General features: G+C 35.9%; 26 protein-coding genes. 10 read left to right on the top strand and 16 right to left on the bottom strand.

The genetic code is table 11. The features are described from left to right. The 8 genes from A8B79_RS11810 to A8B79_RS11845 all read right to left on the bottom strand — a co-directional run. Positions 1–691 (bottom strand): DUF6414 family protein (locus tag A8B79_RS11810; RefSeq protein WP_153038432.1); only part of this gene is annotated, 691 nt, incomplete at its 3' end. Positions 692–1,006: 315 nt separating this feature from the next. Next, positions 1,007–1,423, bottom strand: coding sequence for a hypothetical protein (locus tag A8B79_RS11815; RefSeq protein ID WP_066222945.1), 417 nt, complete (start codon positions 1,421–1,423; stop codon positions 1,007–1,009). 297 nt (positions 1,424–1,720) lie between these two features. Then, positions 1,721–2,026, bottom strand: a complete 306-nt coding sequence (locus A8B79_RS16395; RefSeq protein ID WP_066222948.1) for a DUF3817 domain-containing protein — start codon at positions 2,024–2,026, stop codon at positions 1,721–1,723. A gap of 46 nt (positions 2,027–2,072) precedes the next feature. Continuing rightward, the gene (locus A8B79_RS11825) at positions 2,073–2,567 is read right to left on the bottom strand and encodes an AAA family ATPase (RefSeq protein ID WP_066222951.1); all 495 of its coding nucleotides are present in this window, start codon (positions 2,565–2,567) and stop codon (positions 2,073–2,075) included. Between the two features lie 208 nt (positions 2,568–2,775). Next, a complete protein-coding gene (locus A8B79_RS11830) occupies positions 2,776–3,105 on the bottom strand; it encodes a hypothetical protein (RefSeq protein ID WP_066222954.1) in 330 nt (109 codons plus the stop codon). Continuing rightward, positions 3,098–3,541 carry an SRPBCC family protein gene (locus A8B79_RS11835; protein WP_066222957.1) on the bottom strand — a complete coding sequence of 148 codons (444 nt, stop codon included), beginning with the start codon at positions 3,539–3,541 and terminating at the stop codon, positions 3,098–3,100. The genes A8B79_RS11830 and A8B79_RS11835 overlap by 8 nt, the downstream gene beginning before the upstream one ends. 67 nt (positions 3,542–3,608) lie before the next feature. Beyond that, positions 3,609–4,181 (bottom strand): hypothetical protein, encoded by a 573-nt coding sequence (locus tag A8B79_RS11840; RefSeq protein WP_066222960.1) that lies wholly within the window; start codon positions 4,179–4,181, stop codon positions 3,609–3,611. 78 nt (positions 4,182–4,259) lie between these two features. Further along, the gene (locus A8B79_RS11845; RefSeq protein ID WP_066222962.1) at positions 4,260–5,114 is read right to left on the bottom strand and encodes a LytR/AlgR family response regulator transcription factor; all 855 of its coding nucleotides are present in this window, start codon (positions 5,112–5,114) and stop codon (positions 4,260–4,262) included. A 48-nt stretch (positions 5,115–5,162) separates the two neighbouring features. Between A8B79_RS11845 and A8B79_RS11850 the strand changes: the two genes are divergently transcribed. Together A8B79_RS11850 and A8B79_RS11855 are read left to right on the top strand one after the other, a co-directional pair. Then, on the top strand, positions 5,163–6,407 hold the full coding sequence (locus tag A8B79_RS11850; protein WP_066222965.1) for a glycosyltransferase family 4 protein: 1,245 nt from the start codon (positions 5,163–5,165) through the stop codon (positions 6,405–6,407). Between the two features lie 42 nt (positions 6,408–6,449). After that, a complete protein-coding gene (locus A8B79_RS11855) occupies positions 6,450–7,304 on the top strand; it encodes a hypothetical protein (RefSeq protein ID WP_066222968.1) in 855 nt (284 codons plus the stop codon). Positions 7,305–7,312: 8 nt separating this feature from the next. On the opposite strand, the gene A8B79_RS11860 is transcribed toward A8B79_RS11855, so the two are convergent. From A8B79_RS11860 to A8B79_RS11895, 8 genes are all read right to left on the bottom strand, one after another. Further along, positions 7,313–7,846, bottom strand: a complete 534-nt coding sequence (locus tag A8B79_RS11860; RefSeq protein WP_066222970.1) for a PH domain-containing protein — start codon at positions 7,844–7,846, stop codon at positions 7,313–7,315. Positions 7,847–7,924: 78 nt separating this feature from the next. Next, positions 7,925–8,479: a peptide-methionine (R)-S-oxide reductase MsrB gene (msrB, locus tag A8B79_RS11865; RefSeq protein WP_066222972.1), complete on the bottom strand. Its 555-nt coding sequence runs from the start codon at positions 8,477–8,479 to the stop codon at positions 7,925–7,927. Between the two features lie 76 nt (positions 8,480–8,555). Further along, on the bottom strand, positions 8,556–10,037 hold the full coding sequence (locus A8B79_RS11870) for a hypothetical protein (RefSeq protein ID WP_153038433.1): 1,482 nt from the start codon (positions 10,035–10,037) through the stop codon (positions 8,556–8,558). 90 nt (positions 10,038–10,127) lie between these two features. Next, the gene (locus tag A8B79_RS11875) at positions 10,128–10,634 is read right to left on the bottom strand and encodes a peptidylprolyl isomerase (RefSeq protein ID WP_066222977.1); all 507 of its coding nucleotides are present in this window, start codon (positions 10,632–10,634) and stop codon (positions 10,128–10,130) included. 8 nt (positions 10,635–10,642) lie between these two features. Further along, a complete protein-coding gene (locus tag A8B79_RS11880; RefSeq protein WP_066222983.1) occupies positions 10,643–11,248 on the bottom strand; it encodes an acyloxyacyl hydrolase in 606 nt (201 codons plus the stop codon). Then, positions 11,245–11,565: a hypothetical protein gene (locus A8B79_RS11885; protein ID WP_066222986.1), complete on the bottom strand. Its 321-nt coding sequence runs from the start codon at positions 11,563–11,565 to the stop codon at positions 11,245–11,247. The genes A8B79_RS11880 and A8B79_RS11885 overlap by 4 nt, the downstream gene beginning before the upstream one ends. A 52-nt stretch (positions 11,566–11,617) precedes the next feature. Further along, the gene (locus tag A8B79_RS11890) at positions 11,618–12,208 is read right to left on the bottom strand and encodes a hypothetical protein (RefSeq protein ID WP_066222989.1); all 591 of its coding nucleotides are present in this window, start codon (positions 12,206–12,208) and stop codon (positions 11,618–11,620) included. A gap of 70 nt (positions 12,209–12,278) precedes the next feature. Further along, positions 12,279–12,764 (bottom strand): hypothetical protein, encoded by a 486-nt coding sequence (locus A8B79_RS11895; RefSeq protein WP_066222992.1) that lies wholly within the window; start codon positions 12,762–12,764, stop codon positions 12,279–12,281. A 126-nt stretch (positions 12,765–12,890) separates the two neighbouring features. Here A8B79_RS11895 and A8B79_RS11900 point away from each other — a divergent pair, with 126 nt between their 5' ends. Genes A8B79_RS11900 through A8B79_RS11935 form a run of 8 tightly spaced genes read left to right on the top strand, consistent with a single transcriptional unit; the run spans position 12,891 to position 23,932 of the window. Continuing rightward, positions 12,891–14,045: a hybrid sensor histidine kinase/response regulator gene (locus A8B79_RS11900; RefSeq protein WP_066222995.1), complete on the top strand. Its 1,155-nt coding sequence runs from the start codon at positions 12,891–12,893 to the stop codon at positions 14,043–14,045. 2 nt (positions 14,046–14,047) lie between these two features. Further along, complete coding sequence (locus tag A8B79_RS11905) at positions 14,048–14,980, top strand: response regulator (RefSeq protein WP_066223001.1); 933 nt, start codon at positions 14,048–14,050, stop codon at positions 14,978–14,980. Then, entirely contained in the window at positions 14,977–16,164 is a 1,188-nt protein-coding gene (locus A8B79_RS11910; protein WP_066223004.1) for a DUF3492 domain-containing protein, read from the top strand. The genes A8B79_RS11905 and A8B79_RS11910 overlap by 4 nt, the downstream gene beginning before the upstream one ends. A gap of 2 nt (positions 16,165–16,166) precedes the next feature. Further along, a complete protein-coding gene (gene pelF, locus A8B79_RS11915; RefSeq protein ID WP_066223007.1) occupies positions 16,167–17,756 on the top strand; it encodes a GT4 family glycosyltransferase PelF in 1,590 nt (529 codons plus the stop codon). Further along, positions 17,746–19,374: a hypothetical protein gene (locus A8B79_RS11920; protein WP_066223010.1), complete on the top strand. Its 1,629-nt coding sequence runs from the start codon at positions 17,746–17,748 to the stop codon at positions 19,372–19,374. Before pelF ends, A8B79_RS11920 begins: the two co-directional genes overlap by 11 nt. A gap of 9 nt (positions 19,375–19,383) precedes the next feature. Next, positions 19,384–21,006: an HD-GYP domain-containing protein gene (locus A8B79_RS11925; RefSeq protein WP_066223013.1), complete on the top strand. Its 1,623-nt coding sequence runs from the start codon at positions 19,384–19,386 to the stop codon at positions 21,004–21,006. 9 nt (positions 21,007–21,015) lie between these two features. Further along, entirely contained in the window at positions 21,016–21,870 is an 855-nt protein-coding gene (locus A8B79_RS11930; RefSeq protein WP_066223016.1) for an endo alpha-1,4 polygalactosaminidase, read from the top strand. Between the two features lies 1 nt (position 21,871). Beyond that, the gene (locus A8B79_RS11935; RefSeq protein WP_066223019.1) at positions 21,872–23,932 is read left to right on the top strand and encodes a hypothetical protein; all 2,061 of its coding nucleotides are present in this window, start codon (positions 21,872–21,874) and stop codon (positions 23,930–23,932) included. The last annotated feature ends 1 nt before the right edge of the window (position 23,933 follow it).

Raw genomic sequence — 23,933 nt, forward strand, 5'->3', positions numbered from 1 at the left:
GAAGAAGCCTAAAATTTAATCTATTTGGAGAAAAAGTATCCAAGAATATTTTCATTCTTTCTATATAATCTTCATCTTGTAAACTTATTCCAGTAAGGGATTCTAATTGTATATCAAACCTTTTTTCAAGAGATGTAATTTTTGCTAGTTCTTTTGAAACTGCATTTCTGTTGGTATTTGTTTTAGCATTTTTTTTTGCATCATTGAGTTGCTTTCGTATTTCAACAATCTCAGGGTTATCAATAATTACAGAGTGGAATATCAGTCTCTGAATCTCATTAAAGTTTGTATAAATATTTTTAAATCTTTCATAATCTTCAAAATTAGCCCAACCAGTTGCTTTTATGTAATTCAAATTTGGAAGCAGTTTAAAGAACGTTTCTATATCATTTTCAAATTCTTTATATAGTTCATTTAGATCTGAAAGAGAGTCGACTTCTTTAAGCTGAGATTCTATCTCATTTATCATTTCATGAAAAAGCTCAACCTTTTCAGTTTTGATTGTTCTTTCTGTATCAAATTCTTTTCCCCCAATTTTCACTATTTTTATATCTAATCCTAATTCTCCTTCTAAGGTGTTTTCTTCTTCAAAAACTTTAGAAATTTCATTAATTACTCCACCTTTGAGTTGACTAATTAGGGATTTTGATTTTTCTATATCTAAATAGATAATATCTTTAATGGACTTCATCTGTGGTTTTATAAGGATTAATAAATCTCTTTAATAAACAAAATGCTCTAAACAATTCCATGCAATAAAACTTTAAAAAAAAGTTACATAACTAGTAACTCAGAAAAACTCCCTTCGAAGGGAGACGATCATCCAAACGGTTCTTTGGATGATCCGAGGGATGTCGTGAAGTTTAGGAATTGGTAAACCTCACGACATCCTCCGTCCGCCAGTCGGCGGACACCTCCTTCAAAGGAGGATTTTCATGTCTTTTATTCTACTTTTTTTGAGGATTGAAACCACCTACGCGTTCTTTATATCTATCAAGTCAGCATTTCAGAACAAATTCAGCCAAACAGAAAGAACAAAAAACCAGAGCATGTTGGCCAGAGTTAAAACAGTTAATCTTTGCCATTTTAACTTATGAAAACCCTCGTTTTCCAGCTCCATTACAGTTTTTCCAATACGCGGGAGAAAAGTGCTAAACATCGAAATAAAGATATATGGAGCACACACTATCAGAATTATGAGTTCCTTTTTTGAAAGTCCTTTTGATCTTTTTAAAGCTTTTATTTTTTCTTTGCTCTTAGAGCTTACGCTTTCTTTGTGCTCAATTTTTCGACTAGAATATCCTCTCTTAAGTAATTTCTTTTTTGCAATTAAGACTGCTTCGTTATCCCAGTCTTCGGTATTTGAAGTAATTTCGAATAACTCTTTGTCCGGTCTGGTTTTTATTGGTGGATTGAAATTCATTCCTGATGCTAAGAGAAATATTTATTTCAAGCAATTAAATTTCCCTTCGAAGCCTGCCTCTCGGTATAGGCAGGGGAGATGATCATCCAAACAGTTCTTTAGATGATCCGAGAGATGTCGTGAAGTTTATGAATTGGTAAACCGCACGACATCCTCCGTCCACCAGTCGCCGGACACCTCCTTCAAAGGAGGATTTTGGTTTCGGGCTTTAAGAAGAATAACTAAACAACGTTATTCTGATTTCGAAACTTCGGGAGAAAGAACTGCAAAGCTAGTTCGTGCATCTAGTTTACTAATTCAGTGGTTTGCATATTCATCTTTCTTCAAATACTTAGCTTCCAAGTAAAACGTGCCAAACGGTATTAGCGAAGCCAAAAAAGCCATAACACTAAAGCCGAATTTCCATTTGTAGTGGATAGCGCAGCTTAGTCCCAATATACAATACAAGATGAACAACAGGCCATGCGCCATACCTACATAAAAGTTGGGTTCTAAAATATCATACATATACTTTAATGGCATTGTAAGCCCAAATAACAAATAGCTTATACCTTCTAGAATGGCGGTGTAACGGAAGGATTTTAAGAGTGACATATTGTACATTTTTTGAGTATGAATTTATTGAAGAATATCAGGGCATTAAGACTCTTTATGCATCTACTTCGTACCCATTTTTGAGTTCTTCCTGATCCGGAATTTCAAATCTTGGCTCCATAAAATTGATCATCGTATCAGTAACTTCAAAGGCATATACATTGGGGTCTTTTTCAAGATTACGTTTCTTAATACGCTTTACACGGACATCTTTTGGCACATTCAGGTAATGAATTTCGGAATTTATATTTAACTCTTTGGCTCGCTCAGAGAATAAAGTTCTTTGTTCTTTAGTGGTAAAACCCAGATCTAAAACCACGTTTCCATCAAGTGCTAGAATTTGCTTACTTACTTCCCAAATTTGCTCATAGCATCGATTTACTCGTTCAATCATCCAGGAGTAGTCTAGTGATGTCATATCATCCGAGAATAATGTTTGCATCCATGGGTCTATAGAAAACTTAACTGCACCAATTTCTTTAGAAAGAGACAGTGAATATGTTGTTTTTCCTGCGCCAGTAGGTCCGCAAATTAGAATCAATCTTGCCATTCAACTTTGATTTTTTTGAGAAAATTTTTGTATAAATCTGAGTGTTTATACTCTCTTAAATATAACATTGAGAGTTCTGATATCACAGCTATAGATAGAAGCTTTATTGGTTGTATCACCAAAACTAATTCTTTGGATAACCGTCGTCTGCAAATCTATAGATATCAAATTCAAAGGAGGATTTTATGGCTTCCCCAAAACAGTTCAATCATTTAGGCTCCAAATCCATCACAAAATCATAGCTCTCATCGAGTAGTTTTGAAACGTGATTCAAATCTTCCAGCATTTCATCTGAAATCAGAATATAACCCTGCATTACAGAACCATAGGATCTATAGAGTTTGGTATTAAAATCTTCCAGATATTTTTTCTGAACTTCTTTGGAAAAGCGAATGCCAATTTCACCGGATTTATTCATCTGTGAAAACATATAACCATTGGCAGAGGTGTAGGGCATGGTTTTACCTTTACGTTCAAAACGGGAGCATTTTGCGACCAGTTCATCGTAAAGCTTTAGTCGTTCTTCCCAATTAGTCATTTCTTTCAACGAAGTCTTTAAATTGTTGCATCCATTTGTCTCCGTGTTTACGATACATTCCGGGAAACAGAACAGCCATCAGTTTTGGCATCACCCAGTCAATGCGAGTGTATTCAAATTCATAATCATATCTGGTGCTGTTCTCATCCAATGCTGTAAAGTTGCATTTCATGGTATTATCCATGTGTTTGTGATGATAGAAAGCCTCAAATGAGTGAGGAAGATTATTGGAAGTGATGGTTTCAGTAAGTTCCATTTTTCTCTTTCCGTCATCATAATACATTTTGGAAACGGCTCCATTTTTACCGGACTCTCCACTGATAAGTTCTTTCCTTTGAAAACCATCCTGATATTCTTTCAGGTTAGCAGGATCAGCAAAAAGTCTGGCTACCAATTCTATAGATTTGTTGATTACAATGGATCCTGAATGTTTCATACAGATTTCTTTTTGATCTGATTGAAGTATACTATTTCAAGATAGAATCATTTACTGAATTTCATAATCAACTTTTCTTAGAACAAGAGATCTTCCAGGTTGGATAAGAGAACGTTTCTCCAAGATTCACCCATTCACCGATCCACTTAAAACTTTCATCAGTAACTTCATAGAATGTCAGGCGATAATAGCCATCAGTTCCGTTTGGGGCTGCTTGACGCCTGTAAAGCACGATCTTGCTTTCATCAGTCTTGGTGCCTTCCCATGTACTTAACGATGGAGAGGCCGGCACTGAGGAGTAATAGTGTACATACCATTTACTGCTGTCCGCATTAAACTGGCGAATACTGCCTGAATGTAGACCATCCGCTTTAAGTGTTTCATCCTGAACAGCCATTCCATTCATTATATATTTCCATTTCCACAGCATATCAACTTCATCATTCCAGGAGCCGTCAGGGGCTCTGCTTTCAGAAATACATTCACTAACTCCAATTAAAGGAGCAAAGTCTCCGGTTTGTGGAAATGCAGCCGGATTTAATTGTCCGTATGGATGTTCTTTGTTTGGCTCATATTCATATTGAGCAAATGTTGGTACTGCAGTGATGAAGAATAGGATAGTGAAAGTAATTTTTTTCATGGCTTTTTATTTTAAAGAAACCATCAAATTCTATCCAAATCTACTAAATGCAGTGAATCAACCTGTGTTTGCAGTTAATTAAATGGAATTTTCTTTCAATGCTTTGCGAAGTACCTGAGCTCCTGATTTTGATAGAGGCAATTCAGAGGAATCTTGCAATTTTATAAGTGAAGATTCGAAGTCAACATGATCCAGATATCCAAGGTTTAGCAAAGCTCCTCTGTGAACCCGGATAAAACGATACGACGCTAGTTGTTCTTCCAGAGATTTCATGCTTTTTCTCATCGAGTAAGCTTTACGTTCTGTATGTATTTTTACACAGTAATCATCTGCTTCTATCCAGGTGACTTCATTCAGAGGGATCAACTTGAGTCTGTTACCTATTTTTATGCTTATTTGAGGATCATGAGAGATTTCGTTGCTAATTCCAGTATTTGATTTTAGATCTTTGATCTCAATCCATTGAGCGTCAATTACTAAGTTTTTGGAACTGCTGTATAAAGTTAAAACAAGCACACAATACGCGAAAATAAAGGTTATCCCTTTCTGGTAAACAAAAAACTCAGCCGTTGATAATAAATCGAAAACAGAAAACTCTTCTCCATTGGTTATTAAAGATGTCAGACTTATTAGAAAAATTGAAACTAGCCATCCAATAAAACCAACGGTAAAAATTAAGATCCAACGCGATGAAGCAATTTGTTGATTTGACTTTGAAAAATACTTCCAGGACACAATTACCAGGGGAATACTACAAATACCCCATACAATCCATCGGATTAGATGATTTATAAAAAGGGTAGAGAAAGCAATATTTGATCCATCTTCTACAATATCATATGTGGACAGGTAATATTGTTGCTGAAGGGCATCAAACAGAATAATACCTAAAATGAATATTGAAAAATAAAGTGTAGTCTTTCTAAAATTCATAGCTGATAATCGTACCTTTTAGCGATTTTCAAAAATATAAGTGTGTAAATGTTCGCAAATCAAAGATTACTAATTCTTGGAACGGTTTGGCCTGAGCCTGAATCTTCAGCTGCCGGCACCCGGATGATGCAACTATTAGACTTCTTTTTGGCAAATGAATTTGAAATTACATTCGCCTGTTCTGCATCTAATCTGGAGTTTTCTGAAGATCTAAGAACACTTGGAATCAAAACCGAAAACATCAAAATAAATGATTCTGGTTTTGATCGCTTAATTCAGGATCTAAAACCTGATGTCGTACTTTTTGATCGGTTTATGACCGAAGAACAGTTTGGTTGGCGGGTATCTGAACATTGCCCAGAAGCACTGAAGATACTTGATACTGAAGATTTGCATTCTCTGAGGTACGCCCGGCACAAAGCTTTGAAAAAAGGCTCTGAATTCAAACTTGAGGACTTATATTCGGATGAAGCTCGCAGAGAAATTGCAGCTATTTATCGGTGTGATATCTCGTTGATCATTTCAACATTTGAATATGAGCTGCTTACAGATTTTTTCAACATTGACGCAGAAATTTTGCATTACCTCCCGTTTATGTTTGAAGAACTCGACTCGGATCATCTTTCTGAAATTCCAGAATTTGAAGAGAGGAAGCATTTTATATCGATCGGTAATTTTTTGCATGAACCAAATTGGGACGCCGTGCGATTTCTGAAAGAAGATATTTGGAAACTCATCAGAAAGGAATTACCCGATGCAGAACTGCATATTTACGGAGCGTATACTTCTTCGAAAGTAGAGCAACTTCATAATGAGAGTGAAGGATTCCTGATTAAAGGGAGAGCAATCAGTGCAGAAAATGTGTTGAAGCAATCTAGGGTTTTATTGGCACCGTTACGCTTTGGAGCCGGTTTAAAAGGAAAGTTCGTTGATGCTATGAAATTCGGAACTCCATCAGTTACTACAAAAATCGGGGCTGAAGGAATGAAAAGCAATCACGATTGGGGGGGAGCCCTGGCTGAAACTCCGGATGAGATCGCTCAAAAAGCAGTTCAGCTATATTCAGATAAGTCAGTATGGGTTGAAGCACAAAAAAAAGGATTTGAGATATTCGATCAGCTGTTTAATAAAGCAGAGCACAGACAAAACCTTGAAGGAAAGATCGAATCAGTAACCGAGAACATTCAGAATCACCGAAAGAGAAATTTTATTGGATCCATGATGCTTCAGAATACGCTTCAAAGCTATAAGTATATGAGCAAATGGATAGAAGAAAAGAATAAAAACTTATAAATTGATTCATTACTTTCCTGAAACAGCTTTTGATTAAGAGACATGAGCAGACAAAGAAATAAAAACAGACTTACCAACGATCTTGATTCAAGTGAAGAAGAAAAAGATTTCTCTGATTTTTATAGCGATGAAGGTCCCAAAGAAAAGAGAAAACCTTCAGATCCCGAAGATATATTATCCAGAAGAAACACTTGGGTTATCGGAATCTTTATTGTAGTAGCAGTTTTGTGGCACTTTGATTGGAGTCCAATGAAAGCTGCATACGGTATAGGAACTTCTATAACCAATTTATTTGAAAATGAAGAAACCCAGTCTGTTGGTCAAACTTCCAATTCAGATGCAATGAGTTTAACTCAACTTGACTATTTGGATCGGGTAAGGCAATTGGATTTTGGAAGTACACCCTCAACCTCCCAAATTACAACCTTGTACAACAGTGGGGTTTCGATCGACTATCTTGAAGCACTGGATGATGTTGATTATTTAGATGAACTAAATTATTCCGGTGTTATCGCGCTAAATAGTAATGGAATAACCAGTGAGTATATCAGCGGTCTTGAAGATCTGGATTATCTGGACGAAGTAAATTATTCCGGTGTTATCGGTTTATACACCAGTGGGGTACCGATCAATTATATTGAGCATTTAGAATATATAGACTATCTGGATGAGGTTAATTACTCTGGAATCATTGGTTTATATACTTCCGGAGTACCTGAAAGCTATTTATCTACTTTAGATGATGTAGATTATCTTGATGAAGTAAATTATTCAGGGATCATAGGTTTATACACATCAGGGGTATCTGAAGGATTTTTGCAAGGCCTGTACCAAAGAGATCTTTTAGACGATATGAGCTATTCCGAAATCATCCGGTTACATCAAAGTGGCGGTTGATCTGCTGATTACTTAGACTTTTCAATCCTTTCCAGAGAAGCTCTGATATCTTTCAAAACTTCGAGTACATTTTCAGAATTATCAGAGCTTGGCGCTGATGAAGATGATGTGTTTTCAGTTACTAAATCTCTTTGGTCAAGTACTTTGTCTCTGAATTGCGATGCGTTAACAATTCCGATCAAAGACAGATCTGCTGATGCGGAAGCTGAACTGCCGGCAGTTTCAATTTGAAGAATACTTAAACCGAAAGCTTTTAAAAGGGGACCTTCTTTAAATGTAAGATCCTGAATTTTATCTAACGGAATAGTTTTTTCAGTTCTGAAAATATAACCCTTGTTAAATTTTAGTGAACGGGTTGTAAGTTCGCAATGAAGTCTCTCAAAGTATTTATTCACAAAGTAGGATGCGAAAATCAACCAAAGAGGGATAAAGGGAATCGTAAATATCATAACAATACACATCAACACACCATACCAAAGAAGATATGATTTAATCTTTGGGTTGAAGCTGGCTTCTAATAAAGTTTTTGCCGGTTCTGTCATGTTTTGAAATTTAATTATATAAAAAAGGCGAGCTTTTAATCAGCTCGCCTTGAGTATAAATAAAAATGTGGTTCAGAACTATTGTTCTTTACTTGCTAATTCATTTTTTGGAATAAAATCCATTGCTGCAGAATTCATACAGTATCTCAATCCTGTTGGCTCTGGACCGTCATCAAAAACGTGACCTAAATGTCCGCCACAATTTGAGCAGACAATCTCAGTTCTGGTCATGAAATAACTTTTGTCTACTTCTTCAGCAACCAATGAATCAGCCAATGGCTTCCAAAAACTCGGCCACCCTGAACGGCTGTTATATTTATGTTCAGAACTGTAGAGTTTCTGTCCGCACCCTGCACATACATAAAGTCCTTCTTCTTTGTTGTCATTGTATTCATTAAACCAGGGTGCTTCCGTACCTTTGCCGCGAAGGATTTTAAATTCTTTAGCCGTTAAAATTTCTTTCCATTCGGCTTCGGTTTTTTGATAGGGATATTTTTTATCCGGATCAGGTTGTGTTTGAGTAGCCATGATATTGTCGGTATGATTATGCTCTATGACAGCTTCGTCAGAATGTGCTGTTATTAAAAAAAGTCCTGCAAGAGCTATTGAAACAAATATTGCTAACGTTTTCATAATTATTGTCTGTTTAAGTTTCACCTAACATAACAATAATACGAAATGAATTGTTTCACAGATTTATAACATCTGATCAGTCCCAACCATAGTCAAAATCATATTCGTTGAGAAGGGGGAGGTTTTTTTGCTTAAAGAACCTGACTCCAACAGTAAATCCAACCCACATACGATACTGACGACCGTTCCATTCGGGGCTCCACAAACTATACCATGTGTAATCGTTTGCTGGGTTTACTCTGGTAACCTGGATGTTATAGCTAGGTCCTCCGTATAGAGATAATCCGGAGTTAAATCGGTTTCCAACCATATACTTATAAGAAAAGATCAGGTTTGTATTTTTACTCCAGTTTTCTTCAAAGTGGTGAAGCACTGTAAACTCCTGGTTTACAAAAAGGTGATCACTTTCAATTTTTCTAAATGAATCATTGATATTTTTTTCCAAACCAACACCCACTCCAAACCGGTATACATTTCTATCGAAAGAAGTGTTATATCCAAAAATGGCCATATTATATACTCTGTGTGTACCTGTTGTTATTCCAATATCAGTAAAGCCGGCATCAGAATAACGCACATCGAAATTTTTACGTCCATTACCATACAAGCTGAAAAAACCATAGGAAGCGCCTTCAAATTCTTTGGCAATATTTATAATTCCAATTTGTACACCTCTTGCGGTAGTGGCATAATTCAGAAGCCCTCCGAATTGCATTCCTTCCATTTCCTGCGTTATGTTTGCGCCTGCTGATATCATTAATCCTTCCTGATATCTGGAGTAGTTTAATCCTCCGGTAATCAGTAAACCACTTGAATACTCTGATGAAACGTTGAACAATGAAGAGATCATTAGTCCTTCCATATCATCAGTTGCAATATTTCCACCGCCGGTGATGAACAAACCACTTGCGTCTCCTTTTGCAGCATTGAATATTCCTGATATCATCAATCCTTCCATATCGTCCAAACCAACATTTCCACCTCCGGTAACTTGAATCCCGCTCATATTACTTTTAGCTAAATTGAAGAGACCTGATATTTGAGCACCTTCAACAGAACCTTCCGCAATATTAGAGCCAATAGAGCCCTGTAATCCGGACAGGTCGTTTTTGGCATAATTAAACAAACCAGAAGCTTGTAACCCTTCGATATTGCTTCCACTGATGTTGGCTAAACCTGCAATTTGAATTCCGGACATTTCATCTACTGAGTAGTTAGCAAGCCCTGCTAAATTAATTCCTTCAAGATCTCCACCTGTAGCATTTACTAAACCGGCTATCTGAAAACCAGAAGCGTATTTTTTGTTGTAATTGTACAGAGTCCCGATCTCAAATCCATTTAGTGCGCCATGATATCCTCCTAAAAAATTTATAGAATACTTGGCTGTGTATTTGCCGGCTGCAATACCATTTGTGCCAATTGGGTTGATAAGGGTTAATCTCCATTTACGATATTCGAGATCATCATATCTGTTTCCATAGTTTTGAGCTGATACAGAGTTTGAGCCGATGATTAGCAGGAGGGAGGCTAAAAAAGACAGAGTAAATAAATGCTTCATAATTGAGTTCGGTTATAAATTCGAACTCAATTACGAAGCTGAGTTAAAAAGGTTTCTAAACAAAAAATCTAGATAAGAAGAATTTGATAATTAGTTTGGAAATCTTTCATCCAATACTTCATTCCACATAGAGACTTCATCAACTCCGGAAATCAAATTATCAACATCACCTTCAATGCTTATCGATTTTATCTTGTCGCTTTGAGTGATGGAATTAACAACCTCTTGGTCTGAGTCAGAAATCACTTTTCCGAATACGGAGTGTTTTCCATCCAGCCAAGCTGTTTCAATATGTGTTATAAAAAATTGACTTCCATTTGTGCCAGGACCCGCATTTGCCATCGAAAGAACACCCGGTGAATCATGCTTTAATTCAGAATCAAACTCGTCTTCGAAAGTGTATCCGGGACCGCCTCTGCCATCGCCGTTAGGACATCCTCCTTGAATCATGAAGTTGTCAATTACCCGGTGAAATGAGAGGTCATTGTAGTAGCCTCGCTTAGATAAATTTACAAAATTTGCTACTGTTTTTGGAGTTTTCTCAGGGAATAGGGTAAGGTTTATGTCACCTTTGGTTGTTGAAATAGTTGCTTTCATAGAGTTAGTTACTTAATGGTGATATTTAAAAATAAAAAATTAGAGTCCAACCCGGGGTTTTCTTTTCCTGTTTGCGCATTGGAAATATGATGAAATTTATAGCCCCCGGATAGATTCACAGATTCTGAAAGGTTTGCTTGTAGGGTAAGAGAAGGGTCAAAAGTAAAATTTAGCTTTCTACCGTTATCTGTTGGAAATTCATGGTCAACTAGAATAAAAGAGCCTGAGACTGATAGTTCATAGGAAAGAAAGTTGTTGATCTTCTTTTCCAATAAAAACCCTACAGGAGAGATGCCCAGCCCTTGAAGTTCAGTGGGGCGGTCATTATCGTCTCTTTTCGGGTAGTCAAAATAAATGTATGGAATTAAATCTGTGGTATAATACAAAAGTAGATCCGAGCCATATTTTCGTATTGGGGTTTTAAAACCAATTCCAACAATTGCCGATCTCGCATTAGTGGTTTTCCCTAAAAAATAAACGGAGTTAAAAGAATACCCAGACCAAACTCTAAATTGTATGGGTTGATCAGTCAGCTTTTTTTGAGCAGTTATGTTCCTAGGTTGAAAAGCCAGAAAAACGAAAATAAAAAGAATTGCTTTACTGAAACGGATCAAGATTTATACTGTTTTGAAAGTAAGAATATTGAGAGAATCCAAACTAAAGCCCAGGCACCTGCTAAATACCACTTTTGTATATATAGCAATGAGCCGACCGAAACAGCATAAATCAAGTGGTAGATCCAATTTGGTGTATTAGTCTTAGCAGCTTTTTTCTGTAGAAAGGGCATAAATAATGCAAGTATTTTACTTGTTAGTAAAAGGCATGTATATACCCAAATAATTATAAAAGCTGTGTTGCTTGGAAAGAAAAGAGTAGAAATAATTACTCCCATAAAAATTACATCCAAGACAGAATCTTTAAGCCAACTCATGAATTCTTTTTTCAATAAGGTAGCTGTTAATTCAAAAAAGTAACAGTGTTTTCTATTTTTTTGTCAGTGATGTTATCCAAAATATGTTATGACCATTAACAAATGATTCTGATTTAGAAGGAGAAGTTGCGGACTTCCATTGTAAACCTGTCTTAGTAGTAACATCGACTATATAACCCGAGATTTCAATTATATGCCCCTTTCGTAAGGTAAAAAGACTGTTTTTGATTTCTTCTGAAGAAGGAATTAAGTGCCAAAGTAATGTTTGGTTATTAATAAGATCGGGATCTAAAGGAAGTCTGTAATTTTTATATTCAAATGTTCTATCGCTAAGTTTAAAGTTGATATAATCTAAGTTTTTTTGGTCAGATACCTGTCCCCAACCAACCAGTATATCATAAGAAGAGAATTCTGACATGCTGTCTAAGAAATATCTTTCTTTTTCGATAACACGAACTTTCGCATCTACTTTTTTATGAGTGGTGTAAGTGTTTCCATCAAAATTTATTTCATCGGAAGAGATTAGTTTTGAAATCTTTGGTGCTTCTTCTGCTAATATTCCGGGCCCTCTTTTAATCGGAATTTCAGACCATGCCATGATCGATAATCCAATCACAATACAGAGGAATATATACTTAATCATTTTGTCTCCTTGATTTGTCCTTTTTGTTAAAAGAGTATCAAAGAGCACTGAGCGTTACAAAAAAGAGAGACTAGGATGTTATACTTTTGTACTTAAGAAAGAACTTTTCAAGATCTTCAACATAAAAGTTTTGGAGGGCGGGGTTTCCATCATTCCCAAGAATATCTGAAAAAACAAATGATTGAAGATTTTTGTATGTAAAGAGTAACTCTCCATTTTCAAAAGAAATACTTTCAATATCATCAAATGAATACTCTAATTTTTCTGAGCTTAATAGTATAACATCACCAAGAAGAAAGTGACCTTGTGAGTCAATAAATTGACTTGCTTCAACACTATGTCGCTGAGCAATTTCCTGGTTCATATTATCTTTTACTGAACTCTTCATCAACATATACACAGAAGTTTTGGTAAGGCAAAGTTTAACTTCGTTGTACTTATCTTCAATTTCAAATAAAGCAGGTTTTTCATTTATAGGATCAGTCTTTTCAGCATAAAGATTACTGCTGAAAGAGAGAATGCAAACAAATATAAATGAGTACTTTAAAAATCGCATTTTAGACGTGAATCTATGTACATTGATGTATTCAACTAAAAATAAGACGCATTAGAAATTGAATAGTTTCAATTTATTTTACGTTTTTTAAAATAATACAAAATTTCAAGAAAAAAATTAGAATTCATGGCTCAAAATGAAGTGAATCCATTAGATTTTTTGATTCTAGTTGTAGATGATTCAAAGCCCAATGTGATATTGCTGTCTCATGTCTTGGAAAAAGAAGGGTTTCGGGTAGAGAAAAGTTACGATGGTGATGAAGCATTAAAGAAAATAAAAGAAGTTAATCCGGATATTATACTTCTGGATATTATGATGCCAAAAATGTCCGGATTGGAAGTTGGAAAAGCTTTAAGGATGTCTGAGTTTGAAGACATTCCCATTATTTTTCTAAGTAGCTCCAACGAGTCTGTTGATAAGGTAAAAGCATTTGAAGCCGGTGGAGTAGATTTTATAAACAAACCTTTTGACAAAGATGAGCTTATTATAAGAGTTCGAAACCACTTAATGCTAAAGGTGCTGAAAGAAGAAAGTGAAGAACAACTCCGGATATTGAAAGAAAGAGAAGTAGAGTTAAGTGAGGCTAATCAAAAGAAGCATAAGTTAATGAGAATGCTTAGCCATGACTTTAAAAATCCTATTTCAGGCATAATGGGATTAGTGACTATCTTAATAGAAGACGATGAGCTTGATGAGGAAGAGAAGAATGAAATGCTCGATCTTATAAAACAAAGTAGCGAAAAGTTACTGTCTCTTGTAAAAGACCTCTTAGATAAAGAAGTCATAGGAACAGAATTCGGAGCTTTGGAGTTGAAAGAGGTGAATATTATTGATCTTGTAAATAAGGTTATTTCAGATAATAGGCCAAAGGCCGCTCTTAAAAAAATTAGTCTTAGCTTGAGCACTTTTCAGGATGAGCTAATTGTGAAGTTAGATAAAGAGAAGATCCGGTACGTGCTAAATACATTGGTTTCTAATGCGGTTAAGTTCACACTATTAGACGGAGAAGTAAATATTGAATTTCTTAATACTGAAGACGATTCATTTTTAATAAAAATCAGTGATACTGGTATAGGAATTCCTAATACAATGCTACCAAATTTTTTAATATCATCTCATAAAGAACAGGGCTCTAACTCCGCGGGTATTTTGGGAAGTGGACTTGGACTTGAAGATGTACAGACTTATGTCGATGCTCATGAAGGAAGGATATGGGTAGAGTCAGAGGAAAATAAAGGCACAACCTTTTTTATAGAACTACCACTGGGAAATTTACAATAAATATGTCGCATACAATTTTAGTAATAGATGATGATGAACCAATTCACATCATGGCAAAGAGCTTGCTCGGAAAAGAATTTCAACTTGTTAATGCGAGAGATTCTCAAGAGGCTATAAATATACTATCTGAAACGCCGGTAAACTTAATTTTATCAGATATTCATATGCCCGGGTTATCCGGTTTGGAATTGTTGGAGTCTATCAGAGATGATAAAGAAAAGAGTAAGATTCCGGTCCTTATAATGACAAACCTTCCGACGGTTGAGAAGGAACAAAAAGCTTTAGACCTTGGAGCGGTTGATTTTATCAAAAAAGAGCGTTTCAATACAGATCGTGAAGGAGTTATTGAGTTGGTAAGAATGAAAATTCTAACCGATGTTAATGTAAAAGGATTGGATGAAGATCTTGAGAAAAGTAAGAATAAGCTTGTAATGAAATTGATGGAGTCAGCAATTAAAGGATCATTTACTGATACTGCTGAAACTTTTTGCTCTCACTTATCAGACATTCTAAATAGTGACCTTTTAACTTTCTTCGTTTTGGAAGATGGAGAACCTAAACCGCTTATTGTTCACGGAGATAATAAACCATCAGATGCTGATTTCTCTACCTTTCAAAACTCGAACTCTTTCGATTTTCTAAATGCTAAAAAAGAATCTTTTCTGAGCAACCATATTTATAATGAAGAATTCGGGTGTTTTCTTGATTTCTCCACAAAAAATGAAATGCCGGCAGAAATAGGAGTCCCTTTATTTTCAGCAAATGAAAAAGCAATGCTTATGAATAACCTGAGCGCTCCAACTGAATCAGAGCTTTTTGGAATGTTAATAATCAAGCGATCAAAACTATTTTCAAGTAAAGAATTCGAGTTAATTTCCAGATTAGTAACACAAACGGGAGCAATACTTTGGAGGCTTTACCAAAAAAATAAATGAACTCGAATAATACATCCATTTTGCTGATAATTGAAGGAACCTATCCCTGGTACAGAGGTGGAGTTAGTGAATGGGTCTATCAATATTTGAAAGAATTGGATAGTTATGATTTTCATATTCTCCAAGTAGCTACGGATGAATTTAAACAACTGGATCCTTATAACGCTCTTTATCCTATTACCGAAAATGTTAAGTCATTTACTCGTGTACAGCCACCTACATTGAAATCCGATTGGGAAACTACGAAAGAGACATGGTTTCAATCTATTGTTGAATCGGTGCCTGTTTATAAATATGACACCATCCATGTTACCAATACGGGTTTTGCAGGTTGGTTAGGTATCCGAATAGCTGATATTTTTAATGCCCCACTTGTATTAACTGAACACGCCTTGTATTGGAAAGAGGTAGAAAAGGGGGCAGTAGCTTTGGAATGTGGTTATCAAATACCGGATAATTTTGAAGCGAAATCAGAAATCGTAGATATTTTTAAAGAAATTGCATCTGAAGTCTATTCTTCGTCAGAAGAAGTAGTATCAGTTTCAAGGGTTAATATTCCTTACCAGAAAGAATTTGGAGCACATTCACCCAAATATATTCCCAACGGTGTCCCGGTTGATCTATTAACTCCGAACAAGATCAGAAATGAAGCTCCTGTTATAGGATGGATAGGGAGATGTGCGGAAATGAAAAATCCAAAACTGTTCTTTGAGTTTGTGGAAGTGTTTCAAAGCAGGTCTTTGGATGCAAGCTTTATTATGATGCTAAGCGATGCAAATGAAAAAGAACTTGAACAGGAAGTGAGAGCATTGGCAAAAAAGTATCCTGAAGTGAACATGATCTGGAATGAACCAGCTCATCAGTATCTGCATCAGTTTGATATGCTTTGCATTACCAGCCATAATGAATCGCAACCTTTAGTTATGTTTGAAGCACTTTCAAATAAAGCTTTACCTATTGGCTGGGAAGTTGGGGATCTTACATCGGAATTTGGCTTTGTTGTCCCAACAGGGACTAGCACCAACACTCTGGTTGATCAGGTAAGCGCTCTTTGGAGAGATTCATCAAAATTCAATGAGCTGACAGAAAGCAAATATGATCTGGTAGCTTATAATCATACATGGACTTCTATTTTTGAGAAGTACGACGAGCTTTTCCAAGAACTTTTAGTTGAAGATGCATAGTGATGGAAGAAGTAAAACCGGTTGTATTATTTGAAACAGAAGGCTCTTATCCATTTAGTGGAGGAGGAGTAAGCACTTGGGCTCATATATTATGCACAGAGTTGCAGGAAGAAGTGGATTTTCATCTGATGGCAATTACAGGTAATCCATTCGTGGAACCACGTTATAAACTTCCGAAGAATATAACAGATATTATACATATTCCGCTTTGGGGTGTTGAAGAACCGGTCCATTATTTTGATAAAACAATTCCATTCTCAGGTCAAATTGAAAAAAAAGCCAGAACTACAAAAGAGGTAGTTAAACAGCATTTTCTTCCATTATTTAGAGATTTTATTTCATGTCTGAATGATCCATTTCAGGATGTAGACAAGATCAGTGATGTCATATATGGATTCTGGAAATTTTTTCAATATTACGATTATAAAATAACCATGAAAGAGCCCATGCTTTGGATAGTTTTCAAGGACTCGCTTCATGAAAACTATGTTGAAAACTATGATCCTGAGTTAGGAGATACCCCAAAGGTGATCGATATGACTTTTGGGATGAGGTGGTTGTACCATTTTTTAATGCCGATCGCATCTCCGATCCCAAAAGAAGTAAATATCTCTCATTCTACGTTAGCCGGCTTTCCGGCTTTAGCTTCTATTGCAGCTAAGTATGAATATGGTATTCCAAGTATGGTAACAGATCATGGAGTGTATATGCGGGAACGTCTTATCAATGTTGGTAGGTCTGATATGACTTTCTTTTCCAAAAAAATGCTTGTAGATCTCTCTACAATGGTAACAAGAGCTGTTTATCATACCGCTGATCAGATTTCACCTGTTACTACGGCAAATCAGAAATGGGAAGAACGCTTTGAAGCTAAACCCGAGAATATTTTACCGATCTATAATGGTGTGGATACAGATCTTTTTAAACCTACACCAAAACCTACTAAAACTGAAGGTACACCAACGGTAATAGCAGTGGCTCAGGTTTTTCCGTTAAAAGATATCGAGACTATGATCCGTACTTGTGCAGTAGTAAGGAAAACAATTCCGAATGTACAATTTACGGTCTATGGCAGTTTGGATGTGGATACAGATTATGTTGAAACATGCAGAGAACTTATAAAAGAGCTTGATCTGGAGGATAATTTCACATTTGGAGGTTTTCATAACAATCCAAGTATGATCTTCAATGAAGGGGATATATCAATTCTAACTTCCATATCTGAAGGGTTTCCGTATACCGTGATCGAATCTATGAGTTGTGGCCGACCTGTAGTTGCAACTGATGTAGGAGGAATAAAAGATGCTTTAGAAGGTTGTGGAATTCTTTGTAAGCCGCGTTCTCCGGAAGAGATTGCAGCGGGAGTAGTTCAGTTATTGGAGGATACAGACTTAAGAATTGAACTCGGTAATAAGTCTCGTGAGAAAGTACTTCTTAATTTTACTACAGACAGATCAGTTAAAAATTATCTTGAGTCTTATAAACAACTGGCCGCTAAGCCAAGAGAGCCTTTAAAAAATAAAGTGAAAACAGAGTCAGTATTAAACCTGCTTGAATATTTAAGGGTTAAGAGGTTCGCTCATGCAAACTGAAGAAAGAGATATTATTCTTGAAAAAGAAGATCTGTCAGTTATTGAAGAATTGACTCAGCAGGTTTATGACCTGATCGGAAATCCATTAAGTGTTTGGGCAGTGGCAGCTACCATTGAGTCGTTGGGAGTAAGAGATGTGGACGCAAATACCGATTATGGATTTAAGAGCGTTTTTGATTTAGCAGAGGAAGTATTTAAAAGGCTTAAAAAGCATATAAGGGGTAAGTATGAGGAAGAAAGTGAATCAGAGTTTAAACTCGGTGATGTAGGAGAAAGTTTTAAACTCTTTTTCAAACATTTTGGAATGGGTGTGCTTTTTACCATGCCGATGATCTCTCAGATTGCAGCAATCATTATTTTTGAATACGCGCTATGGGCATGGTTTCGGTTTAATGTAGCTCAGGCAACCATGATAGCGATGGGAACTATAGGGGCCTTCATTATTACCGGTGGTTTTATTCAGGTGCTCGGAAGGCTTGTTTCAAAATATATGGGGGAAACTAATTATTATTTAAGCTGGAAAGCTATTAAAGCAGTTATGTATTTTGCCATTCCTCTTGTTTTGGGAATTGCTGCGCTTGTTTTTATAGTAAATGTAATTCTTCCTTTTTACCCTCAGAGAATGGTAACAATAGGGCTTACCTATTTTATTCTGATCTCCAGTATGATGCTTTCGGCGGCCGTTTTGTATGCTTCTCAACAAAAATTGATCATTTTGGGGAGTATTTTAGCAGGTACATTGGCTGTAGCTTTTGGAATGGAAGTACTTGATTGGGGGATTTATTTATCACAATGGTTAGGAATCGGAATAACTACAGGATCTCAGATAATTTATATAATAATTTATTATCAGTATAAGATCAGATCTAACCGTCAGCGTCTGTTTAAACAATCTCTGCCGAATCTTGAGGTGAGTTACTATAATACTTACAGATATTTCTTGTATGGTTTTGGATATTTTACTTTTCTGTTTGTTGACAGAATTTTGGCTTGGTCTGCCGGACCTCCGCCACCGCCGTATATCATCTGGTTCAACACTCCTTATGAACTTGGGATGGATTGGGCGTTATTAAGCTTCATATTTACTATAGCGTTGCTGGAGTTTATTATTCATTTATTTTCACACAGGATTATACCTGCTCAAAAGAAAACGGAGATAAATAAGCTCAAGAAGTTCAATTTATACTTTAGCAATTTTTATTCCTTACAGTTGGTATTACTCTTTTTTGTTGGAATAATCTCCATAGTGTTAACCTATTACGGAGTGGAGGCTTTAAGAGTATTTGAAGATGATTATCCGGAAATAAGGGATTTCTTTGCAAATCCACTAACCTTTAAAGTGTTTTGGATGGGAAGCATTGGTTACCTGTTTTTGGTTTTTGGATTACTAAATTCCCTATTCTTTTTTACAATGAATAGGCCGGAATTTGTACTTTATTCTATGCTTGCCGCATTAGCAGTTAATGCGATTACAGGTTATATATGTAGCAGAGTGATAGGATTTGAATATGCTGTAGTTGGTTTAGTAGCAGGTTCTATAACATTTGCAGCTGTGACCGGATTGATCGGTAAAAGATTTTTTAAACATTTGGACTATTTTTATTACTCTGCATACTAAGGACATCCTATGAGTAAAGACGTAAAAGACTACATAAATATAATAGGAAGCAGGCTTGGAAAAGCCTTTGCAATAGATTCGTTTGGAACAGAAGAGGAGCTGGAGTTTTGGGCACTTTCTGCAGAGCATATGTCTCGTAAGCAAGATCCAACGTTTCAGAATATAATTACTTGGATAGATCTGTTGTATCAGGCCCCTGTTCACTTTGTGTATAAGTTGGATAAAGAGCATTTAATACTTATCAAACGACAACTAATTTCGGAAAATCTGCTACCTGAAAAACCCGGAGGAGGTAAGCCCGGGAAAGCAGACGCTCAAAGAACTCAGTTTATTCAGGATTTTGAAAATCAAATGCAGAATCTTGAGAAAAAGCGACAATGGGACGAAGACTTTAAAGAGCATGGTGTTTCAGCTCATACAATCGGTAATTGTGAACATATCCCACTTTACAAAAAGAACGGAGAATTTTGGGGGATCTATGTAATAGGGCCAAATATAAAAAGCCCTGAAAATATGGTTCCAAAATTTTCAATTGTGAGTAGGTTGCTTTCTGCATGGTTGATAAAACTGGACGAGCAGGAAAAGAAATCACAGCTAAAATATCAGAAGGAAGTACACGGATTGGTTGGAGATTTAGGTACCGGTGCGTTAAATACCGAAGGAATTTCTGAGCTTTTGCTTCTTTACATCATAAATTCGTTTCATGGAAATTCCGGTGCTGTAATAGAATATAAAGGAGGAAGACCAGAACTGATAGCTTCAAATAATTTGGATGAGAGTTATTTGAAATCTTTACTGGGTTTATCAGGAGATATGATGTATTCATTTTCAGATAACACCTTTTCGATTTCAGATCATGGGAAGAACCTTATAAGCCAGTTGAAAGTTAAACCTTTATTCCTGCCTTATATTACTGAACAGGTAAAGGGGTTTATTTGGATTAACAGAGTTGAAGCTAAAGAGGATGAAGAATCTAATCCGGTGCTTGAAGATATTTCTGAAATTGTTGCCAAGCTCTTTAAGTTCAGAGATGTAAATAAAGTATTTTCCGACGATCTTTTGGAAGCTTTTTATAAAATGCTCCGCGCTATTGAGGTAAAAAGAGAGAAAACTAAATATCATTCACCAAGAATGATCGCTTTTGTTGAAATGTTCGGTATGCTTTTTGGATTGGATAACCATGAAATGGAGATCATTAAGACTACTGCAAAACTACATGATATCGGATATGTAGGCGCGGCAGGAATAAGTTCTTTGGCGAGTATAGGTTCTGAACTGGCTCATCCAATTGCCGGTGCAACTATGATCAGTAATCTGCCTGTTCATAATGATATTATTGAAGGCATTAAAACTCACCATGAATGGGTAAATGGGAAAGGTACTCCCAATGAGATCAGAGGGGAAGATATTCCGTGGACAGGTAAAATTATATCCGTTTATGAATTTGTTGTAGACTTCTTTGAATCAAATCCTGATGTAGCTCCTGAAAAAGAAGATGAAATGTTGGAGAAGTTGAAATCCAACTTAATAGAGCGCGCGGATGTTCAATTTGATATGGTTTTAATCCCTACAGTTATTCAGCAACTAACCATGCTTGGTTGGTCAGGTTGTGCGCAATTAGGAGTTGAATAAGTTTCATTAATGTATAAGAAGTTATCACTGATTATTATCTATTTGCTCACTGTAAATTGCATATCATCGAGTAATAAGCTGTCAGAAGATTCGATCTATGACTCCTTTGGAGTTGTGTATTCTGATATTAATTCTACTGTGGTTTCCGGTTATAAACTGTTGATCGTAGAACCGTATTTTTACACCAAGCAAGAAATAAATGAATTTAATTCAAGAGGAATAAAGGTTGTAGCCTATCTTTCTTTGGGAGAAGTGAATGAATCACGAAGATATTTCAGTGAGTTCAAAGAGATCGGTTTAAAAGGAAAAAATGAAAACCATGGTTCGTACTTTGTTGACCTTTCGGAAGCAAGAGTAAAAGAAAAATTTGTTAATGAAATTGTTCCGGAGTTACTTTCATATGGTTATGACGGTCTTTTTCTGGACACCATTGACGCTGTAGCTCCATATACGCTCAGAAGAAATATGGAACAGGATATGGTAGATTTGATATCCGGTATAAGATCCCGAAACCCTGATAAGTTGCTAATTCAAAATGCAGGTTTATTCCTGTTGGATAAAACAGCAGCTTATATTGATGCTGTGACGATTGAAGCTGTTGCTTCCGGTTATGATTTCACAAAAAATGAATATCAAATCAAACCGGTAGAAGAATACGAAGAGAGATTAGATCTTATAAATTCTTTGCATAGTAAATTCGGAACTCCATTTTTGATCATAGATTTTGCTGAAAATTATGAATCCTCCTTACAGGTTAAATCAAGGTTAGAAGATTCCGGTTACCCCTTTTTTATCAGTAATATCGAATTCAGAGGTTTACCCGTATTGAGCGGAAAATCTAGAACATTAAAGAAAGGAGCTTAATATGCCATATTGGTTAATTGTGTTTCTTTCTATTGCCCGGCTTGTACTCTTTTTTGTGATCTTGTTTTCATGGATAGGTCCTAAATTCCTTACTCATACCAAAAAGTTGCATGGAATTGATAAGATGCTTTACAGCTGGATCGGTATTGGGGGTACTATCATACTCACCATTTTTATTCTCACGATCCTGAATCTATATGACTTGATAAGCATTTTCACTGTTTTGGTTTTGATCCCGATTCTTATCGCTTTGTTTAAAGAATGGAGGAGTGGAACATCTATAACATCCATTTTTAAAGTTATAGAAAATAAGATAGTAGCAAATCAGGTAAGAGTAATCGAATCGATCAAAATTTTTACCTACAAGGGATTAAAGGATCGGTTTTCAAAGAAACGAGAGTTTTCTTTTTACGACAATAGATATAATATCGCTGCTATAACTATAGGTATCATATCTTGCATTGTCCGTGTTATTCCTGTTTTAAAAAATGCAGCACCTTACAGCAGGGCTTGGTATTTCGAGCTCGATGAAGTCAAAAATATCAGACTCCAGGAATATTTTAGTGAATTACCAATACCAAAAGGGATGCATTCTTTGGTTGGTATGTTTAGCAATCTTACACAAGTAGGACCGGAGCTCACCCTTAGCTTGCTTGGGAGTTTAACCAGTTTTCTTTTGACGATTATAATTTTTTGGTTGATAAGGGAAATTACAAAGGGTAAACGATTAACTGCCGCCTTATTTGGTGCCAGTGTCTTTGCTCTCATCCCTACATTGTTACTACCAATAAGTCTTGAAGCTGAAACCGGTATTAATACAATTTTATTGGCGCTTTGTTTTGCTCTGCCAACTGCTTTTATCTTTGTTCGAAACCTCAGGTCGGTTGACAAGGCGCCATGGTTTTATGTGACTATGGGAATTATCGCAACAGCCCTTACTGATATATTTGTTCTTTTAGTAGTGTTATTACCTTTTTTGATATATGGATTATTAGCCATTCCTAGAAAGCGGTTTGGTATTAATTTCCTTAAAGTAGTTGCCTACTTGGTTATTGTCTTTTCAGTTTCGTTAAGTCCATATATTATCCATTTAATAATAATGGGATTGGATATTAATTCATTTTTTGAGTCACAGCTGTTAGACACTCTTATATTCAGTTATTTTCCATACTTAATTACAGATATAGAAGCCCTGAGTTCGATGTACCTTTATATAACGGGGGGCTTATTCATCGTTTTTTTGATTCTTCATTTAGTTCAAAAAAAGAAACGCTTTGCGGATGAATTAGTTTATTTTGCAATGTTCGGATCTATGGCTTTTCTGTATTCTTCTCATAATAATCTTAGTATTTCATTTATTGATTTAGATCAGCTCAATGCTTTTTATGCAATTCTCATTTCTGTTTTATGTGGACTGGTCTTTTATGCTATATATACATTAATAGAAGTGGTAATGAATATAAAACATCGTTCTGTACGCTATAGCCAACCAATCTTAATGGTGTTATTAGTGACGGGTGGGTTATTCCTTTCAGGAGGGGTGAATACCGGCAAAACATTACCACAAACACTGCCGAATGGTTTTTTTGAATCTTACTATAGAATAATCAATGAAAGGCTTCCTTTTACTTATGCCACAGTAAGCCCACCCATTGATAATGCATTGTCCAAGAACAGACATTATTTTATGAATTATGATTTTTTCATGGAAAACTATGGGAATATAGATTCACTGTATCAGGAGTATCTTGAGCTACCCAAAGAACTAAGACCGGATACTGCGAATATTCCACCTGCAAGTATATTTGTTTTTATACAAAAACCACCTTATGAGTCTATACAGCAAGGGATCTTGTTTGAACCGGGCGAGCAGATGCAAGCTCTAAGTGATTGGATATCTAAATATAATTCATTGCCCGGTAGAGAAGTTTTGGTGTATAAAGAAACAGAGGATGCTGTTGTCTATGAGATAATAAATCAGAAAGACGGATCTAACATAGGTGATATTTTGATGAATATTTACCCAAAAGAGGAAGGGCGTGCAGCTAAGCTATTTAAATAAA

The organism is Balneola sp. EhC07 (genome assembly GCF_001650905.1).
GTDB lineage: Bacteria > Bacteroidota > Rhodothermia > Balneolales > Balneolaceae > Balneola.

Coding starts and splice junctions, on each gene's coding strand:
- A8B79_RS11920 (WP_066223010.1), top strand. CDS start 17,746: ATGCAAACTGAAGAAAGAGATATTATTCTTGAAAAAGAAGATCTGTCA.
- A8B79_RS11930 (WP_066223016.1), top strand. CDS start 21,016: ATGTATAAGAAGTTATCACTGATTATTATCTATTTGCTCACTGTAAAT.
- A8B79_RS11850 (WP_066222965.1), top strand. CDS start 5,163: ATGTTCGCAAATCAAAGATTACTAATTCTTGGAACGGTTTGGCCTGAG.
- A8B79_RS11875 (WP_066222977.1), bottom strand. CDS start 10,634: ATGAAAGCAACTATTTCAACAACCAAAGGTGACATAAACCTTACCCTA.
- A8B79_RS11815 (WP_066222945.1), bottom strand. CDS start 1,423: ATGAATTTCAATCCACCAATAAAAACCAGACCGGACAAAGAGTTATTC.
- msrB (WP_066222972.1), bottom strand. CDS start 8,479: ATGAAAACGTTAGCAATATTTGTTTCAATAGCTCTTGCAGGACTTTTT.
- A8B79_RS11905 (WP_066223001.1), top strand. CDS start 14,048: ATGTCGCATACAATTTTAGTAATAGATGATGATGAACCAATTCACATC.
- A8B79_RS11835 (WP_066222957.1), bottom strand. CDS start 3,541: ATGAAACATTCAGGATCCATTGTAATCAACAAATCTATAGAATTGGTA.
- pelF (WP_066223007.1), top strand. CDS start 16,167: ATGGAAGAAGTAAAACCGGTTGTATTATTTGAAACAGAAGGCTCTTAT.
- A8B79_RS11925 (WP_066223013.1), top strand. CDS start 19,384: ATGAGTAAAGACGTAAAAGACTACATAAATATAATAGGAAGCAGGCTT.
- A8B79_RS11890 (WP_066222989.1), bottom strand. CDS start 12,208: ATGATTAAGTATATATTCCTCTGTATTGTGATTGGATTATCGATCATG.
- A8B79_RS11840 (WP_066222960.1), bottom strand. CDS start 4,181: ATGAAAAAAATTACTTTCACTATCCTATTCTTCATCACTGCAGTACCA.
- A8B79_RS11900 (WP_066222995.1), top strand. CDS start 12,891: ATGGCTCAAAATGAAGTGAATCCATTAGATTTTTTGATTCTAGTTGTA.
- A8B79_RS11830 (WP_066222954.1), bottom strand. CDS start 3,105: ATGACTAATTGGGAAGAACGACTAAAGCTTTACGATGAACTGGTCGCA.
- A8B79_RS11825 (WP_066222951.1), bottom strand. CDS start 2,567: ATGGCAAGATTGATTCTAATTTGCGGACCTACTGGCGCAGGAAAAACA.
- A8B79_RS11860 (WP_066222970.1), bottom strand. CDS start 7,846: ATGACAGAACCGGCAAAAACTTTATTAGAAGCCAGCTTCAACCCAAAG.
- A8B79_RS11895 (WP_066222992.1), bottom strand. CDS start 12,764: ATGCGATTTTTAAAGTACTCATTTATATTTGTTTGCATTCTCTCTTTC.
- A8B79_RS11870 (WP_153038433.1), bottom strand. CDS start 10,037: ATGAAGCATTTATTTACTCTGTCTTTTTTAGCCTCCCTCCTGCTAATC.
- A8B79_RS11855 (WP_066222968.1), top strand. CDS start 6,450: ATGAGCAGACAAAGAAATAAAAACAGACTTACCAACGATCTTGATTCA.
- A8B79_RS11935 (WP_066223019.1), top strand. CDS start 21,872: ATGCCATATTGGTTAATTGTGTTTCTTTCTATTGCCCGGCTTGTACTC.
- A8B79_RS11910 (WP_066223004.1), top strand. CDS start 14,977: ATGAACTCGAATAATACATCCATTTTGCTGATAATTGAAGGAACCTAT.
- A8B79_RS11845 (WP_066222962.1), bottom strand. CDS start 5,114: ATGAATTTTAGAAAGACTACACTTTATTTTTCAATATTCATTTTAGGT.
- A8B79_RS16395 (WP_066222948.1), bottom strand. CDS start 2,026: ATGTACAATATGTCACTCTTAAAATCCTTCCGTTACACCGCCATTCTA.
- A8B79_RS11885 (WP_066222986.1), bottom strand. CDS start 11,565: ATGAGTTGGCTTAAAGATTCTGTCTTGGATGTAATTTTTATGGGAGTA.